Origin of the sequence: Streptomyces sp. CB02261 (assembly GCF_001905665.1) — a bacterium.
Classification (GTDB): domain Bacteria; phylum Actinomycetota; class Actinomycetes; order Streptomycetales; family Streptomycetaceae; genus Streptomyces.
In genome coordinates, this window is record NZ_LIVX01000003.1 from 101,302 (window position 1) to 115,870 (window position 14,569).

The window sequence follows — 14,569 nt, forward strand, 5'->3', positions numbered from 1 at the left end:
GCGCGGCGCTGTCAGTGCCGGCTGCCAGACTCGCACCCATGACCGAGAGGTGGGCCCTCGCACCCGAGGCCGAGGGCGACGGAGCACTGCTCGTGCCCCTCGGCCCGGACGGCCTGCCCGCGGGCGAGACCCGGCGCGAGCCGGACCTGGTGGCGGCCGTACGGGCGCGGCCCGAGGTGGCCCGCTGGGTGTGGCGGTCGACGGCCGAGGTGTACCCCCGGCTGCTCGCCGCCGGCGTACGCGTCGAGCGGTGCTACGACATGGAGGACGCCGAGCAGCTGCTCCTCGGCCACGAGGGCCGCCTCGGCGAGCCCCGCTCGGCGGCGGCGGCCTGGGCGCGCCTGCGGAACGCGCCGGTGCCCCCCGATCCGCCCCAGCGCGGCGCGGAGCCCGGTTCGCAGGACTCGCTCTTCGAGCCGCGCCCGGTGGCCTCCGTACCCTTCGACGGCCTCCTCGCGGTGTACGCGGAGCAGCTGCGCCGCCACGACCTGGCGGAGCACCCGGGCAGGATGCGGCTGCTCACGGCCGCCGAGTCGGCGGGGATGCTGGTCGCGGCGGAGATGCACCGGGCGGGCCTGCCGTGGCGGGCGGACGTGCACCGGGACCTGCTGCACGAGCTGCTGGGCGAGCGGTACGCGGGCGGGGGCGAGCCACGCCGCCTCGCCGAGCTCGCGGAGGAGGTGTCCGCGGCGTTCGGGCGCCGGGTCCGGCCGGACCTGCCCGCCGACGTGGTGAAGGCCTTCGCGCAGGCCGGTGTGCGGCTGAGGTCGACCCGCCGCTGGGAGCTGGAGGAGATCGACCACCCGGCGGTGGCGCCGCTGGTCGCGTACAAGAAGCTGTACCGGATCTGGACGGCCCACGGCTGGTCGTGGCTCCAGGACTGGGTGCGGGACGGACGTTTCCGCCCGGAGTACCTGCCGGGGGGCACGGTCAGCGGGCGCTGGACGACGAACGGCGGCGGGGCGCTGCAGATCCCGAAGGTGATCCGGCGGGCGGTGGTGGCGGACCCGGGCTGGCGCCTGGTGGTGGCCGACGCCGACCAGATGGAGCCGCGCGTCCTGGCCGCGATCTCCCGGGACCCGGGCCTGATGGAGGTCGCGGGGCACCCGGACGACCTCTACACCCGTCTGTCGGACCGGGCCTTCTCCGGCGACCGCGACCACGCCAAGATCGCGCTCCTGGGCGCGATCTACGGGCAGACCAGCGGCGACGGCCTGAAGAACCTGGCGGCGCTGCGGCGGCGCTTCCCGCGCGCGGTGGCCTACGTCGACGAGGCGGCGAAGGCGGGCGAGGAGGGCCGGCTCGTGCGGACCTGGCTGGGCAGAACCAGCCCCCGGGCGGTCGGCGCGGGCGACGACGACGAGGCGGGGCTGCCGCAGGAGGGTGGTGAACCGGTGGCCGAGGAGGGCGAGTTCGTCCCCGGGTACGCCTCGGGGAACGCGCGGGCGCGGGGCCGGTTCACCCGTAACTTCGTGGTGCAGGGCAGCGCGGCCGACTGGGCGCTGCTGATGCTGGCGGCGTTGCGGCGGGCCTTGGCGGGGATGCGGGCGGAGCTGGTGTTCTTCCAGCACGACGAGGTGATCGTGCACTGTCCGGCGGAGGAGGCGGTGGGGGTCACGGAGGCGATCCGGGCGGCCGGGGACGAGGCGGGGCGGATCGCGTTCGGGGAGACGCCGGTGCGGTTCCCGTTCACGACGGCGACGGTCGAGCGGTACGCGGACGCCAAGTAGGCGCGAGGAGAAGAGGAGTGGGCTCCGCCCCGCACTGCGGGGCGGAGCCCACTCCGGCCTACCCGACCGTCCCGGCGGGCCCGCTCACTCCGGCGGCGCCTGCAGCCGCAGCCAGTCGGTGCTCAGGGCGATCGTCTTCAGCTGCTCCATGCTCAGCGCGGGCTCGGCGCGGGTGGCGTCCTCGTGCTGGGCGCCGGTGTTGAAGGCCGAGACGACGACCCGGAAGCCGTCCGGTGTGATGGTGTCCGCGGTCCACCACACGACACCGGCGCCGCCCTTCTCACCGGGCTGCTGGGTGAGCTTCACCAGGCGGCCGTCGGGGAGCGTGGTGACGTCCCCGCTGCCGAAGAGGTCACCGACGACACCGCCCATGTTCGGCTGGACGTTGATCTGGACGAGGCTCTCGCCCTTGCCGTCGTCGACGACCACGAAGCCGTAGCCGGAGTCCGCGCCCTTGTCGGCGACCTTGAGGCCCGTGGGCAGGAGGGAGAGCAGGGTGCTCTGGACGGCGGGGCCGCCCAGCTCGCCCGGCGGCTGCTGGGAGCCGGCGCCCGGCCTCTTCGTCTTCGGTTCCGCGGGCAGCTGCTTCAGGAGCTGCTGCCAGGCGTCGGCGGTGACGAGGGCCTTCAGCTGGGCGGGGGTGAAGGGCGGGTTCTCCCGGCTGATCGCGGCCCCCTTCTCGGCGGCGGCGTTGTACTCGGTGACGTCGATGAGGAAGCGGTCCTTGGTGAGCAGCACCGCCCGCCACGCCTTGGTCTCCTCGCGCCGGTCGGGGTACTCGTACCCCTGGAAGATCATCAGCCGGGAGCCGTTCGGCAGCCGCTCGGTCGAGCAGTCGTCGAAGGAGACGTGCGTCCTCGACGGGCACGTCACCTGCTCGTCGACCGCCTCGCCGGTGCCGTGGGCGCGGTGGAGGCCGAGGGAGACGCCCGCCTTGCCCCTGCCGTCGTCGTAGACGCCCTGGACGTACTGCTCCTTGCCTTCCAGGTTCTCGATCTCCCACGTGCCGGCCGGGGTGTTGGCCTGGAGGACGGCCGCGAGGTCCTTGACCGCGATCTGCGCCTGGAGCGGTTTCTTCACGACGGGCCCGGTCGGGTCCGACGCGCCGGCGGTCGGCTTGGGGGTCTTGGGCGCCCCCGCGACGGAGACGTGGTCCGGGGCACCGGAGGGCGAGAGCAGGGAGCCGCCCCACACCCCGCCGATGCCGACGGCGGCGAGGGCGAGGACGCCACCGGTCACCGCGAGGCGGCGGCGGAACAGGCGGCGCCGGCCGCGCCGGAGGCCGCCCTCGACCAGCTCGCGCCGGTCGTCGACGTCGAAGCCGTCGCCGGTGCGGCGCAGGACCGCGCCGAGCTCCTCCTCGAATCCCTCGTGCGGGGAATCTGCGTTCTGGGGCATGTCGAATTCACCGTCTCCGGTTGGTTGAAAGACAGGGGGTGGTGCGGGATCCGCCGCGGTCGTCCTGGGGCACCGCGGTCGTCCGGGGGCACCGCGGTCGTCCGGGGGCACCGCGGTCGTCCGGGGCGGCCTCGCCGTCAGCGGGCGGCGAACTCGGCGATGCTGCCGCCGAGACGCTGCCGCAGCTTCCCGAGCGCGCGCACGGAGCGGGTGCGTACCGCGGCCGAGCTGACGTGCAGGGCGTCGGCGGTCTCCTCGATGCTGCGGTCCTCCCAGTACCGCAGCACCACGACCGCGCGGTCCTTGGGCGCGAGTCCGGCGAGCGCGTCGAGCAGGGCGATGCGGAGTGCCGGGTCCTCGCCGGTGTCGGGGGCGCGGTCGGGCAGTTCGCCGAGGGGGCGCTCGGTGGCCGAGCGGCGGCGCTGGTGGCTGAGGAACGTGCGGACGAGGACCGTCTGGGCGTACGCGGCGGGGTTGCCGATCCGTGCGACGCGGCCCCAGAGGGCGTACATCCGGCCCAGCGTCTCCTGGGTGAGGTCCTCGGCGAGATGCGTGTCTCCGCTGGTCAGCAGGCAGGCGGAGCGGAACAGGTGGCCCGAGCGTGCGGAGGCGAACTCCATGAACTCGTCCGCGCGGGACTTCCTCATACCCCTCCTTTCCGTCGTGGTCACGTGGTGTGGTCGCCGTACACCTCATTGACGCGACGGGGGCGGGGAAATGTTTCAGCGCCCGTCCGAGATTTTTGCGAGGAGCCTGCCGGACGCATCCAAAGAAGCGGAATCGGGTAATCCCCTTGTATGAACACTCTCAGCGCAGCCCAGACCCTGGCCGCGGGAGTCTGGCAGTCGGGCCTCGGACAGTTCCTCGCCGGACTCATCGTCGTCTTCGTCCTGATCGGGGCGGTCGCGCTCGGATTCCGGGTCCGCGACCGCGAGTCCCGCACGCCCAAGCCGGAAGAGCACCCGCACCGGCCGGAGACGGACCGGCTGCCCGGTGAGATGTCCGAATACCGCAGGCCGGCCGAGATGCCGCAGACCGACGGCGAACACCGGCTCATGCCGTACCAACTCAAGAACTCCGGCACGTCGGGTACGGAGACCTCGCCCGACCCGCCCAGTGAGGAGAAGCGCAAGTGGGGCGGTATCTCCAGCGGAGGCTTCGGCAGCGGAGGCACGGGCCACGGCGACTGACGGCAGCCCGCTCCGACCGAGGCCAGGAGGCCACACCCCGTGAACGACGACACACCCGTCCCCACCCCCACCGCTCCGGAGGCGCGCCTCCGGGCGGTGGCGTACCGCCTGCTCGGCACGTCCCCGGAGGCCGACGAGGCGGTGGAGGACGCGCGGAGGACCTGGCGGTGGCCGGAGGATCCGACCATCGCCGTGGCCGCGGCGTGCCTGTCCCGACTCCGCGCCCGCGAGACGCACGACCGCCCCTCGGAGACCGCCCCGGCTCCGGGTGAAGCGGCTTCGACGGCGGACCTCGACGAGCTGACGCCTCCGGAACGGGTGGCGTTCGTCCTCCACGACGAGTTCCAGGTCCCGTACGAGCGGATCGCCCCGGTCCTGGAACACGCCCCGGTCGCCGCCCGCCGCCTGGCGGGCCGGGCCCGGCACCGGCTCCGGGACGCGGAGGAGATGCCGGAGGCCGTCTAGCGCCCGGGCCTCAGCCCGGCACGCGACCCGGTGGCCGTGCAGACCCCGGCCTCAGCCCAGGACGCGACCCGCGCGGGAGGCCACATGGGCGGGCGGGGCGGAGTCCGGGGGAAGAACGGGGTCGGTGACCGGCTCGCCGAAGGTGGTGACCACCGGCAGCTCCCCCGCCCACAGACCGAGCGCCGCGTCCTCGGACTCGCCGTCGTCGGGCGGGCCGCTACGGGTCTTGACCGAGGCCTCGGTCAGATCCAGCGCGACGACCGAGGTCGCGGCCAGTTCCTTGCGGCTGGGCTGCCGCGCGTACTCCCACTGCCCCGGAGAGCTCTGCTCGGTGAGCGCCCGCAGAGCGCGCAGCTTCTCGTCGGGGTCCGTGACGAGGCGGGGAACGCCGTAGATCATCGCGCAGCGGTAGTTGACCCCGTGCTCGAAGACGGAGCGGGCGAGGACGAGCCCGTCGACATGGGTGACCGTGACGCAGACGGTGGCGTCGGGCGCCTGGACGAGACTGCGGCTGGCGACCGAGCCGTGCAGGTACAGCTGCCCGCCGTCCACCCCGTACGCGGTGGGCACGACCATCGGCGTGCCGTCGACGGTGACCCCGAGATGACAGAGGAACCCGGCCCCGAGCACGGCCTCCAGATCGGCCCGCCCATGACTCCCCTTCTCCCGCATCCGCCGCAGCCGGGTCCGCTCGGTGACGACGAGCTCCTCACCCCTGTCGGACGTGGACGTGCCGGTACTGCTCACGCTTTCCCCCTGGTTCCCAGTGCTTTGTTCCCTGCTGTGTCGACCGACGTGCCGGTCCCCAGGAGTTCTATGACGCCCCACCCGTCACCCGCCACCCCCGCCCACCTGTCGAACAGCGGGCCCCGTCTCGGGGCATGAAAAAGCCCCAGGTCACGGCGAGTGAGTCCTGGGGCTGATCCGAGCCGCCTTCGGGATTCGAACCCGAGACCTACGCATTACGAGTGCGTTGCTCTGGCCAACTGAGCTAAGGCGGCGTGCTGTGCAGACCCATGTTGGGTGCAGCAGCGCCGCCAAGTCTACACAGTTTCCAGGGGTGCTCCGACCACCCCTGGATCATGCCTACGAGCAGCGCTTTCCGTCTTGCGGAGGGGTGCCTTCCAGGAGGTAGGTGTTGATCGCCGTGTCGATGCAGTCGCTGCCCCGGCCGTACGCCGTGTGGCCGTCGCCCTCGTAGGTGAGGAGCGTGCCGGAGGAGAGCTGGCCGGCCAGGGACTGGGCCCACTTGTACGGGGTGGCCGGGTCGCGGGTGGTGCCGACGACCAGGATCGGGGCGGCGCCCTCGGCCGTGATGCGGTGGGGCTTTCCGGTGGCCGGCGTCGGCCAGGACGTGCAGTTGAGGGCCGCCCAGGCGAGGCCCTTGCCGAAGACCGGGGAGGCCTTCTCGAAGGACGGGACGGCCTTCTCGACGTCGGCGGGGCCCTGGTAGGCGGGCGGCAGGTCCAGGCAGTTCACGGCGGCGTTGGCGAACATGAGGTTCGCGTACGTGCCGTCCGCCTCGCGCTCGTAGTAGCTGTCGGCCAGGGCCAGGAGGCCGGAGCCCTCGCCGCCCATCGCCCGGGTGAGGGCCTCGCGCAGCTGGGGCCAGGCGGCCTCGTCGTACATCGCCGCGATCACGCCGGTGGTGGCGAGGGACTCGCCGAGCGGGCGGCTCTGGCCGGTGGGCACGGGCTTGGCGTCCACGTCGCGGAAGAACTTCTTGAGCGCCTCGCCTGCCGCGTCGACCGACCCGGTGCCCAGGGGGCAGTCCGGGGTGCGGACACAGTCGGCGGCGAAGGCCCGGAACGCGGTCTCGAAGCCGGCGGTCTGGTCGCGGTTGAGGTCGATGGCCGGCAGCGAGGGGTCCATGGCGCCGTCGAGGACGAGGCGCCCGACCCGGTCCGGGAAGAGCTCGGCGTAGGTGGCTCCGAGGAACGTGCCGTAGGACGCCCCCACATAGGTGAGCTTCGCGTCGCCGAGCACCGCCCGCAGGATGTCCATGTCACGGGCCGTCTCGACGGTGGAGACATGCGGCAGGATCGTGCCCGAGCGCTTCTCGCAACCGGCCGCGAACTTCTTGAAGGACGCGCTGAGCGCGTCGGTCTCCGCACGGTCGTCGGGGGTCTGGTCGACCTGCGTGTACGCGTCCATCTGCGGGCCCGTCAGGCACTCGACCGGCTCGCTGCGGGCGACTCCGCGCGGGTCGACGGCCACCATGTCGTAGCGGGCCCGGACGGGCGCGGGGTAGCCGACGCCCGCGTACGCCTGGAGGTAGCCGACGGCGGAGCCGCCGGGGCCGCCAGGGTTGACCAGGAGGGAGCCGAGCCGCTTGCCGGGGCCGGTCGCCCGGACCCGGGAGACGGCCAGCTTCACCTCGGGCCCGTCCGGCTTCGCGTAGTCCAGGGGGGCGCGCAGGGTCGCGCACTGGAAGCCGTCGACCCCGCACTCCCGCCACGTCAGCTGCTGGGAGTAGAACGACTTCAGGGCCTCCGGCGGGGCGGAGGGGGCGGCCGGCCTCGCCGCCGTCGTGCGGGACGCCGCCGCGTCGCTTCCGCTCGTACAGCCGGAGAGGATCAGCCCGGCGGCCGCGAGGGCCGACGCGGACGTACGGAGCAAGCGCCTGGAGTCCATCCCCGGAGCGTATCCGGACCGGTACGTACCGTGTCCAATCGTGTCGTGTCCCCCGGTCGGGCGGCCCCGGGTCAGCCGCGGAGCGCCATCGTCATCGCCTCCACCGCCAGCAGCGGCGACACGTTCCGGTCGAGGGCCTCGCGGCAGGCCAGGATGGCCTCGATGCGGCGGAGCGTCCGCTCCGGGGTGGTGGCGCCGGCGATCCGCTCGAGCGCGTCCCGCACGTCCGTGTTGGCGAGGGCCGAACGCGAGCGCAGCTGCAGGGCGAGGACGTCGCGGTAGAAGCCCGTCAGGTCGGTCAGCGCGAGATCCAGGCTGTCGCGCTGCGTACGCGTCCTGCGGCGCTTCTGCCGCTCCTCCAGCTCCTTCATCGCCCCTGCCGTGCCGCGCGGCATCCGTCCGCCCTGGGCCGCGCCGAGCGCCGCCTTGAGCTCGTCGGTCTCCTTGACGTCGATCTCCTCCGCGGCCTGCTTCGCGTCCTCGGCGGCGGCGTCCACCAGCTCCTGGGCCGCCCTGAGGCAGCCGCCGACGTCGTCGACGCGGAGCGGCAGCTTGAGGACGACGGCCCGGCGGGCGCGGGCCCGCTCGTCCGTCGCGAGCCGCCGGGCCCGGTCGATGTGGCCCTGGGTGGCGCGGGCGGCGGTCCGCGCCATCTCCGGATCGACGCCGTCGCGCCGCATCAGCACGTCGGCGACCGCTTCCACGGACGGGGTGCGCAGGGTCAGGTGCCGGCAGCGGGAGCGGATGGTGGGCAGCACGTCCTCCAGGGAGGGCGCGCAGAGCAGCCAGACCGTGCGCGGGGCGGGCTCCTCGATCGCCTTCAGGAGCACGTTTCCCGCGCCCTCGGTGAGCCGGTCGGCGTCCTCGAGGACGATGACCTGCCAGCGGCCGCCGGCCGGGGAGAGCTGGGCGCGGCGGACGAGGGCGCGGGTCTCCTTCACGCCGATGGACAGCAGGTCCGTGCGGATGATCTCCACGTCCGCGTGGGTGCCGACGAGGGTGGTGTGGCAGCCGTCGCAGAAGCCGCAGCCGGGTGCCCCGCCGAGGGCCCGGTCGGGGCTCACGCACTGCAGCGCGGCGGCGAAGGCCCGCGCCGCCGTCGCCCGGCCGGACCCCGGCGGACCGGTGAAGAGCCAGGCGTGGGTCATCTTCGACGCCTCGGGGTCGGGCTCACCTGCGGCATGGGCGGTCACGAGCGCGTCGGCGTCCCGCGCGGCGGCGGCGAGCTGCTCCTCGACCCGTGTCTGTCCGACCAGGTCGTCCCATACGGCCATGTCTGCCCCTCCTCAGGTACGCCCTCCATTGTGGGGCAGCGCTCTGACACTCCCCGCCGGAGCCGGGGCGGCCCTCGGAACACTCCCTGCCGGAGCCGGGGCCGACCTTCGGAACCCTCCGTGCCGGAGCCGGGGCGGCGAGTCCTCGCCCACCGGCACGTCCCGCCGGGGCTCAGGCCTCGCCGCGGGCGCCGGTGCGGGCGCGGGTGAGCCAGAGGCCGACCGCCGAGCCGAGCACCGCCACGCCCGAGGCGACGGTCGCCGTGGCGTGGGCGGCGCCGGTCCAGTCGGCGAAGGTGTTGACGTAGGCGTTGCCGAGGACGCCCGCCGTGAGGAGCAGCCAGAACAGGAACCGCATGGAGGTCTCCGTGCTTCGGGAGGAGGTGGGTGGACGCGCCGCCGATGAGCCGCGGCCCCGTACGGTTTCGATCTTCGTCGTCACGCCGTCCGCGCACAGCGGTGCCCGCCCCCGGACCGATGGTGGTGCCTGCTCCACCGCGCCCCTCGGGCCCTCCCGCCTAGTCTGGCGGCATGCGCGACGCGATCAAGGAAGCGGCCCGGGCGTCGCTCCATCTCCTGGGCGGGGCCGTCATCGCGATCCTCTGTCATCTGATGGTGGGCGTCGCCCTCTTCACGGCCTGCCTCACCGTCACGGTCATCGGCGCCGGGGTGCTCCCCGAGAGCGTGCTGCTGCTGCGGCGGCTCGCCGGCTGGGAGCGGCGCAGGACCGCCGCCTGGACCGGCGCGCCCATCCCGGAGGCGTACCTTCCGCTCGAAGGTCCGCTCCCCGCGCGCGTGCGCACCGCCGTCACCGATCCCGGGACGGTACGGGACGTGGTCTGGGCCGGCGCGCAGCTGCTCTACGGCATGGTGCTCTGGTACGCCTCGCTGGTGCTGTGGGTGCCCGCGCTGCTGGTCGACGGCGTGGTGACCGGGCTCGCGGGACGGCGGCCGGTGGCGCTGCCGCTGATCGGCCGTCTCGCCGGCCTCGCGGGCGACTGGTCGCGCACCCTGCTCACCCCCGCCCCGTCGGCCGCCCGCGACGCCGCCCTCGCCGCCCGCATCGAGCAGCTGACGGCCACCCGGGCGGGCGCGGTCGCCGCGCACGGCGCCGAGCTGCGCCGGATCGAACGCGACCTCCACGACGGCGCCCAGGCCCGGCTCGTGGCGCTCTCCATGCGGATCGGCCTGGCCAGACGGGCGTACGACTCCGACCCCGCCGCCGCGCGGGCGCTCCTGGACGACGCGCAGACGCAGGCCGAGGAGGCGCTGGCGGAGCTGCGGCACGTGGTGCGGGGCATCCATCCGCCGATCCTCACCGACCGGGGTCTGACCGGGGCGGTCCGCGCCCTCGCCGCGAGCAGCGGGCTGGAGGTGCAGGTGTCCGTGACGGGGCCGGCCGGCCACGCGGACCACCCGGCCGGGGAACCCGCCGTGACGGGGCCGGCCGACCACGCGGACCACCCGGCCGAGGCGCCCGCGGGTGACTTCCGTGCTCCCGCCGCGGTCGAGGCCGCCGCGTACTTCGTGGTCGCCGAGGCCCTCACCAACGCCGCCAAGCACAGCGGCGCCGCCCGCGCCTCCGTCTCCCTCACCCGCGCGCCGGCCGCTCTCCGCGTGCGCGTGGCGGACGAGGGGCGGGGCGGCGCGGAAGCCGGTGAACGCGCGGGCTCGGGGCTCACGGGCATGCGCCGCCGGGTCGCCGCGCTCGACGGCACCGTGGAACTGACCAGCCCCGAAGGGGGCCCGACCGTGATCGAAGTGGAGCTTCCGTGCGTGTGGTGATCGCCGAGGACAACGCCCTCCTGCGGGAAGGACTCGTGCTGCTGCTGACCTCCTCCGGCCATGAGGTCGTCGGCGTCGCGGCCACCGGGCCCGAGATCCTGCCGCTGCTGGTGGAGCAGCGCCCCGACGTGGCCGTCCTCGACGTACGGCTGCCGCCCGGTTTCCGCGACGAGGGGCTGCGGGCGGCGCTCGCGGCCCGCGAACAGCTGCCGGACCTGCCGGTGCTGGTGCTCTCCCAGTACGTGGAGGAGACGTACGCGGCCGAGCTCCTGGGCGGCGGCGCGCGGGGCGTCGGCTATCTCCTGAAGGACCGGGTGGGGCGGGTGGACGAGTTCCTCGACGCCCTGGAGCGGGTCGCCGCCGGTGGTACGGCCCTGGACCCGGAGGTCGTCACCGAGCTTCTCGCCCGCCGCCGCGACGACCCGCTGAAGTCCCTCACGCCCCGCGAGCGCGAGGTCCTCGAACTGATGGCCCAGGGGCATGACAACGGCACGATCGCCCGCTCGATGGTGGTCACCGAGCGGGCCGTGCACAAGCACATCGGCAATGTCTTCCTGAAGCTCGGCCTGCCGCCGAGCGACAGCGGCGGCCACCGCCGGGTCCTCGCCGTGCTGGCCTACCTCGACGCCTGAGCGGCCCGGCGAACGGCACCCGCCGGGCCGCACCCCATGGCAGCACCTGCCAGGCAACACCCACCGGGCAGCACCCGCCGGGCCGGGCCGCCGCGCACGGCCGCGGCCCGGCCCGACCCGGCACCCGCCGATCAGCTCCTCGCTCGCCGCCCCGGCCGCGGCAGGAACACGCCCGCGACCACCGTGACGGCCACCGATCCGGCGATCAGGCCGAGTTGTGCGGGCGGCAGGTACGGCAGGCCGCCGGTCAGCGACCAGGCGAAGGCGGTCAGCGGCAGCGCGGCCACCACGACCCCGATGAGCAGGCCGGTCGCGGTCACGAACCCCGCTTCCAGGCCCAGCATCCGGCGCAACTGACCCGCCGAGGCGCCGACCTGGCCGAGCAGCCGGAGCTCACCGCGCCGCCCGGCACCGATCAGGGTGAGGGTGCTGAGGACGGAGAGGAGGGTGAGCCCGCCGATGGCGGCGACGATCGCGGCCGAGACGATCCCGTTCAACTCGGCCCCCGGCGGCGTCACCTGCTCGGGCACGACGGGACCGCCTGCGGGGCTCCGGTCCGCGGCGGCGGCCAGTACGCGCGCGGGGTACGGATCGCTCATGTGCGGCGCCAGTTCGGCCTTCGGCAGCAGGAACTCACCGAGGGCGAGGGAGCGTTCGTACACCGCCACCACCCGCAGCCGCTTCGGCACGCCGTCGCCGAGGCGCAGCTCGACCGTCGAACCGGCCCGTAGGTCCAGGGAGTCGGCCATGGTCGCACCGACCGCGACGGTGCCGCGCCCGGCGAGCCCGGCCAGGTCGCCGGAGACGACGCCCGGGTCGAGCGTGCCCGCGAGGCCCTCGGCGTCCACCCCGAGGACGGGAAGGCGGTCGAAGCGCGGCGAACCGGCCTCCGTGCGGGCCAGGACGACGGTCGACCGCAGCACGTCCGTGGCCGCCTCGACCCCCGGCAGCTTCCGCACGCTCTCCGCGGTCGTCCCGGAGAACGCGAGGTCCGCGGTCGTCGCGGCCCGTGCCTGCGCGGTCGCGGCCCGCTCCATCGTCGTGCCCGCCGAGAGCTGCACGAGCGCGAAGGCGGTGACGAGGACGACCGGGACGAGCGCCGCCCCGAGACGGCGGGAGTGCGCGCTCGCGCCGGCGGCGGTGAGCCGCCCCGCCGCGCCGCCGAACCGGCGGAACGTAGGCTCCAGGACCTTCATCGCGGCCCGCGCGATCCACGGCCCGAGCAGGGCGCACCCGGAGACCAGCGTCACCGTGGCGGCTCCGGCGGCGGCCGCGGCGGCCCCACCGCCCTGGACCGAGGCGGTGCCGGCCGAGGCCACGCCCGCCAGGAGCAGCAGGATCCCGCTGACGCGCCGCGCGCGGCCCTTCCCGGGGCGTCCGGGCCGCCGGGTCGCGAAGAGGACGACGAGCCGGGTGACGGCGACGACGACGAGGGCGACGAGAGCGGGGGCGGCCGCGAACAGCCACGGCGGGACGGGGACTTCGAGGCCCTCCGGTACGACTCCGGTACGGGCCCGCAGCGCCGACCACAGCGCCAGGAACACCGGCACGGCCGTGACCGCGCCGAGCAGCGCCGCGAGTCCCGCCACCCGGGTCACCTCCCGGCCGGCCGCCGATCGCACCTGACGGGGTGTCGCCCCCACCGCGAGCAGCAGGTCCCGCTCGGCGGCGCGCTGCTGGAGCGCCTGCGCGACGAGCGAGGCGAGGACGAGGACGGCGATGAGGACGACGGTCCCGGAGACGGCCGCGAGCAGCTGGAGGAGTTCGCCGCGCGCGGGCGCGGCGGCGAGGTGCTCGGCACCGCCGCGCCCGTCGCCGGTGAGCGCCCGGAGCGGCTGCCCCGACGCGGTGTCCTTGAGGCCGGCCCGGTCGAGGGCGGCCCGCACGCGCGCGTGGAGGGTGTCCACGGGTACGCCGGGCTCGGCCAGGACCCCGACGGCGTCGACGGCACCGAGGTGCCCGGCGCGTTTCCGCGCCTCCGCGGCCGTGACGTACAGCGCGGCGGGCCCGTCGGCGACCCCGACGATCCTGAACCCGGCGAGGGAGTCCCCGACCCGGGTCCCGGCACCGGAGCCCAGGACCGCTTCTCCGGCCCGCTGGGGCGCCCGCCCGGCGACCAGCCCGTACGGGGCGAGTCGCGCCGCCTCCCAGGACCGCCCGGGGTAGGTCCGGCCGGCGCCGGAAACGGCACCGGCACCCTTCCCCTCGTCACGTACGACCGCCTCGCGTACGCCCACGCCCCGGGCACCCGCCTCCCCGGCGGTCACCTCCCGTACGACGAACGTGTGGTCCGGCACCGCGGCGCGGACGCCCGGGACCGTACGCAGCACGTCGACGGCCTCGCCCGGGACCCGTACCCGCTCGGTCAGGCCCGCCGTCTCCGTGGTCGGTTCGCCGCCCCAGGGCTTCGTCGTCCAGCGGACCTCCTGGTCGCCGGCGACGACGACGGCCGCCGCCGCGTACCGCTCCACGCGCGCGTGGCCGAGCGCGGTCGAGCCGAGGGCGAGGGCCAGGGCGCCGAGCAGGGCCGAGGTGACGGCCACGGCCGCGAACACGGCGGTCCACGCCTTCCGGTGGGTCCGCAGGTACCGGGCCGAGAGCAGCCGGACCGCGGGATCTGCCAGTGGCTTCATCGGGCGACCGCCATCCGGCGGTGCCCCGCGTCGGCCCGACCGCCCAGCAGCTCCCGTACGCGGTACTCGTCCGGGCGGTCGAGGTGCCCGACGAGCCTGCCCCGGTCGAGGAACACGGCCTCGTCCGTCCAGGCGGCGGCCACCGGGTCGTGGGTGACGAGGACGACCGTGGTGCCCCGCTCGTCGACCGCGCGCCGCAGCAGGGCGAGGACCCCGGCCGCGGTGACCGGGTCGAGGGCGGCGGTGGGTTCGTCGGCGAAGACGACCTCGGGTTCGCCGACCAGGGCGCGGGCGATCGCCACCCGCTGCCGCTGGCCTCCGGACAGGGCCTCCGGCATGTCCTCGGCCCGGTCGGCGAGCCCGACCGCCCCCAGCCCGGCGAGGGCGCGGGCGTCGAGTTCCCGGCCCTCGCGGGCTCCGGCGAGGAGCAGCGGCAGGGTGACGTTCTCCCGCACGGTGAGGGCGGACACGAGGTTCAGCGACTGGAAGACGAAGCCGACCCGGTCCCGCCGGAGCCGGGTGAGCCCGGCCGCCTTCAGCGTGGCGAGGTCGGTGGCGCCGATCCGGACCGTCCCGGTCGTCGGCCGTTCGAGTCCGGCCGCGCACCGCAGCAGGGTGGACTTGCCGGAGCCCGACCGACCCATCACCGCGAGGAACCGGCCGCGCGGCACGGCCAGGCTCACCCGGTCGAGCGCGGGCGCCCCGCCTCCGTACGTCCGGCTCACGCGGTCGAGGGTGAGGGCGGCATCCAGGGCGCGGGCGGCACCGCTGTCCGTCACAGCTGTCGTCGTCATGCCCCCCACGCTAGAAAAGCGCAGGTCACAGCGG

General features: G+C 75.0%; 13 protein-coding genes and 1 tRNA gene. 5 read left to right on the top strand and 9 right to left on the bottom strand.

The window, feature by feature from the left end:
* The first annotated feature begins 38 nt into the window (after positions 1-38).
* Positions 39-1,730, top strand: a complete 1,692-nt coding sequence (locus tag AMK29_RS10625; protein ID WP_073811028.1) for a bifunctional 3'-5' exonuclease/DNA polymerase — start codon at positions 39-41, stop codon at positions 1,728-1,730.
* Between the two features lie 84 nt (positions 1,731-1,814).
* Here AMK29_RS10625 and AMK29_RS10630 read toward each other — a convergent pair whose 3' ends face one another.
* Together AMK29_RS10630 and AMK29_RS10635 are read right to left on the bottom strand one after the other, a co-directional pair.
* Positions 1,815-3,128, bottom strand: coding sequence for a hypothetical protein (locus AMK29_RS10630; protein ID WP_073811030.1), 1,314 nt, complete (start codon positions 3,126-3,128; stop codon positions 1,815-1,817).
* A gap of 137 nt (positions 3,129-3,265) precedes the next feature.
* Complete coding sequence (locus AMK29_RS10635) at positions 3,266-3,775, bottom strand: SigE family RNA polymerase sigma factor (RefSeq protein WP_073811032.1); 510 nt, start codon at positions 3,773-3,775, stop codon at positions 3,266-3,268.
* A 150-nt stretch (positions 3,776-3,925) separates the two neighbouring features.
* On the opposite strand from AMK29_RS10635, the gene AMK29_RS10640 reads away from it, so the two are divergent.
* Positions 3,926-4,318: a DUF6479 family protein gene (locus AMK29_RS10640; protein WP_073811034.1), complete on the top strand. Its 393-nt coding sequence runs from the start codon at positions 3,926-3,928 to the stop codon at positions 4,316-4,318.
* A 39-nt stretch (positions 4,319-4,357) separates the two neighbouring features.
* Positions 4,358-4,783, top strand: coding sequence for a hypothetical protein (locus tag AMK29_RS10645; protein WP_073811037.1), 426 nt, complete (start codon positions 4,358-4,360; stop codon positions 4,781-4,783).
* A gap of 51 nt (positions 4,784-4,834) precedes the next feature.
* Here the strand turns inward: AMK29_RS10645 and AMK29_RS10650 are convergent, their stop codons facing one another.
* The 5 genes from AMK29_RS10650 to AMK29_RS10670 all read right to left on the bottom strand — a co-directional run bounded on the left by AMK29_RS10650 (position 4,835) and on the right by AMK29_RS10670 (position 9,049).
* On the bottom strand, positions 4,835-5,455 hold the full coding sequence (locus AMK29_RS10650) for a pyridoxamine 5'-phosphate oxidase family protein (RefSeq protein WP_073812124.1): 621 nt from the start codon (positions 5,453-5,455) through the stop codon (positions 4,835-4,837).
* Positions 5,456-5,710: 255 nt separating this feature from the next.
* Positions 5,711-5,784, bottom strand: a tRNA-Thr gene (locus AMK29_RS10655).
* Between the two features lie 85 nt (positions 5,785-5,869).
* Positions 5,870-7,417, bottom strand: coding sequence for an alpha/beta hydrolase (locus AMK29_RS10660; protein WP_073811040.1), 1,548 nt, complete (start codon positions 7,415-7,417; stop codon positions 5,870-5,872).
* 71 nt (positions 7,418-7,488) lie between these two features.
* Positions 7,489-8,691: a DNA polymerase III subunit delta' gene (locus AMK29_RS10665; RefSeq protein ID WP_073811042.1), complete on the bottom strand. Its 1,203-nt coding sequence runs from the start codon at positions 8,689-8,691 to the stop codon at positions 7,489-7,491.
* A 172-nt stretch (positions 8,692-8,863) separates the two neighbouring features.
* The gene (locus AMK29_RS10670) at positions 8,864-9,049 is read right to left on the bottom strand and encodes a hypothetical protein (RefSeq protein WP_073811045.1); all 186 of its coding nucleotides are present in this window, start codon (positions 9,047-9,049) and stop codon (positions 8,864-8,866) included.
* Between the two features lie 173 nt (positions 9,050-9,222).
* Between AMK29_RS10670 and AMK29_RS10675 the strand changes: the two genes are divergently transcribed.
* Together AMK29_RS10675 and AMK29_RS10680 are read left to right on the top strand one after the other, a co-directional pair.
* Entirely contained in the window at positions 9,223-10,476 is a 1,254-nt protein-coding gene (locus AMK29_RS10675; RefSeq protein ID WP_073811048.1) for a sensor histidine kinase, read from the top strand.
* Positions 10,464-11,108: a response regulator gene (locus AMK29_RS10680; RefSeq protein ID WP_073811051.1), complete on the top strand. Its 645-nt coding sequence runs from the start codon at positions 10,464-10,466 to the stop codon at positions 11,106-11,108. The genes AMK29_RS10675 and AMK29_RS10680 overlap by 13 nt, the downstream gene beginning before the upstream one ends.
* Before the next feature lie 131 nt (positions 11,109-11,239).
* Here AMK29_RS10680 and AMK29_RS10685 read toward each other — a convergent pair whose 3' ends face one another.
* Positions 11,240-13,741, bottom strand: a complete 2,502-nt coding sequence (locus tag AMK29_RS10685) for an FtsX-like permease family protein (protein WP_073811054.1) — start codon at positions 13,739-13,741, stop codon at positions 11,240-11,242.
* Positions 13,738-14,535 (bottom strand): ABC transporter ATP-binding protein, encoded by a 798-nt coding sequence (locus AMK29_RS10690; protein WP_073811056.1) that lies wholly within the window; start codon positions 14,533-14,535, stop codon positions 13,738-13,740. The genes AMK29_RS10685 and AMK29_RS10690 overlap by 4 nt, the downstream gene beginning before the upstream one ends.
* Positions 14,536-14,569: the final 34 nt, after the last annotated feature.

Excerpts from the sequence above, each read along its gene's own strand:
- AMK29_RS10685 (WP_073811054.1), bottom strand. The coding sequence starts at position 13,741 with ATGAAGCCACTGGCAGATCCCGCGGTCCGGCTGCTCTCGGCCCGGTAC.
- AMK29_RS10630 (WP_073811030.1), bottom strand. The coding sequence starts at position 3,128 with ATGCCCCAGAACGCAGATTCCCCGCACGAGGGATTCGAGGAGGAGCTC.
- AMK29_RS10640 (WP_073811034.1), top strand. The coding sequence starts at position 3,926 with ATGAACACTCTCAGCGCAGCCCAGACCCTGGCCGCGGGAGTCTGGCAG.
- AMK29_RS10635 (WP_073811032.1), bottom strand. The coding sequence starts at position 3,775 with ATGAGGAAGTCCCGCGCGGACGAGTTCATGGAGTTCGCCTCCGCACGC.
- AMK29_RS10650 (WP_073812124.1), bottom strand. The coding sequence starts at position 5,455 with ATGCGGGAGAAGGGGAGTCATGGGCGGGCCGATCTGGAGGCCGTGCTC.
- AMK29_RS10690 (WP_073811056.1), bottom strand. The coding sequence starts at position 14,535 with ATGACGACGACAGCTGTGACGGACAGCGGTGCCGCCCGCGCCCTGGAT.
- AMK29_RS10670 (WP_073811045.1), bottom strand. The coding sequence starts at position 9,049 with ATGCGGTTCCTGTTCTGGCTGCTCCTCACGGCGGGCGTCCTCGGCAAC.
- AMK29_RS10625 (WP_073811028.1), top strand. The coding sequence starts at position 39 with ATGACCGAGAGGTGGGCCCTCGCACCCGAGGCCGAGGGCGACGGAGCA.
- AMK29_RS10675 (WP_073811048.1), top strand. The coding sequence starts at position 9,223 with ATGCGCGACGCGATCAAGGAAGCGGCCCGGGCGTCGCTCCATCTCCTG.
- AMK29_RS10665 (WP_073811042.1), bottom strand. The coding sequence starts at position 8,691 with ATGGCCGTATGGGACGACCTGGTCGGACAGACACGGGTCGAGGAGCAG.
- AMK29_RS10660 (WP_073811040.1), bottom strand. The coding sequence starts at position 7,417 with ATGGACTCCAGGCGCTTGCTCCGTACGTCCGCGTCGGCCCTCGCGGCC.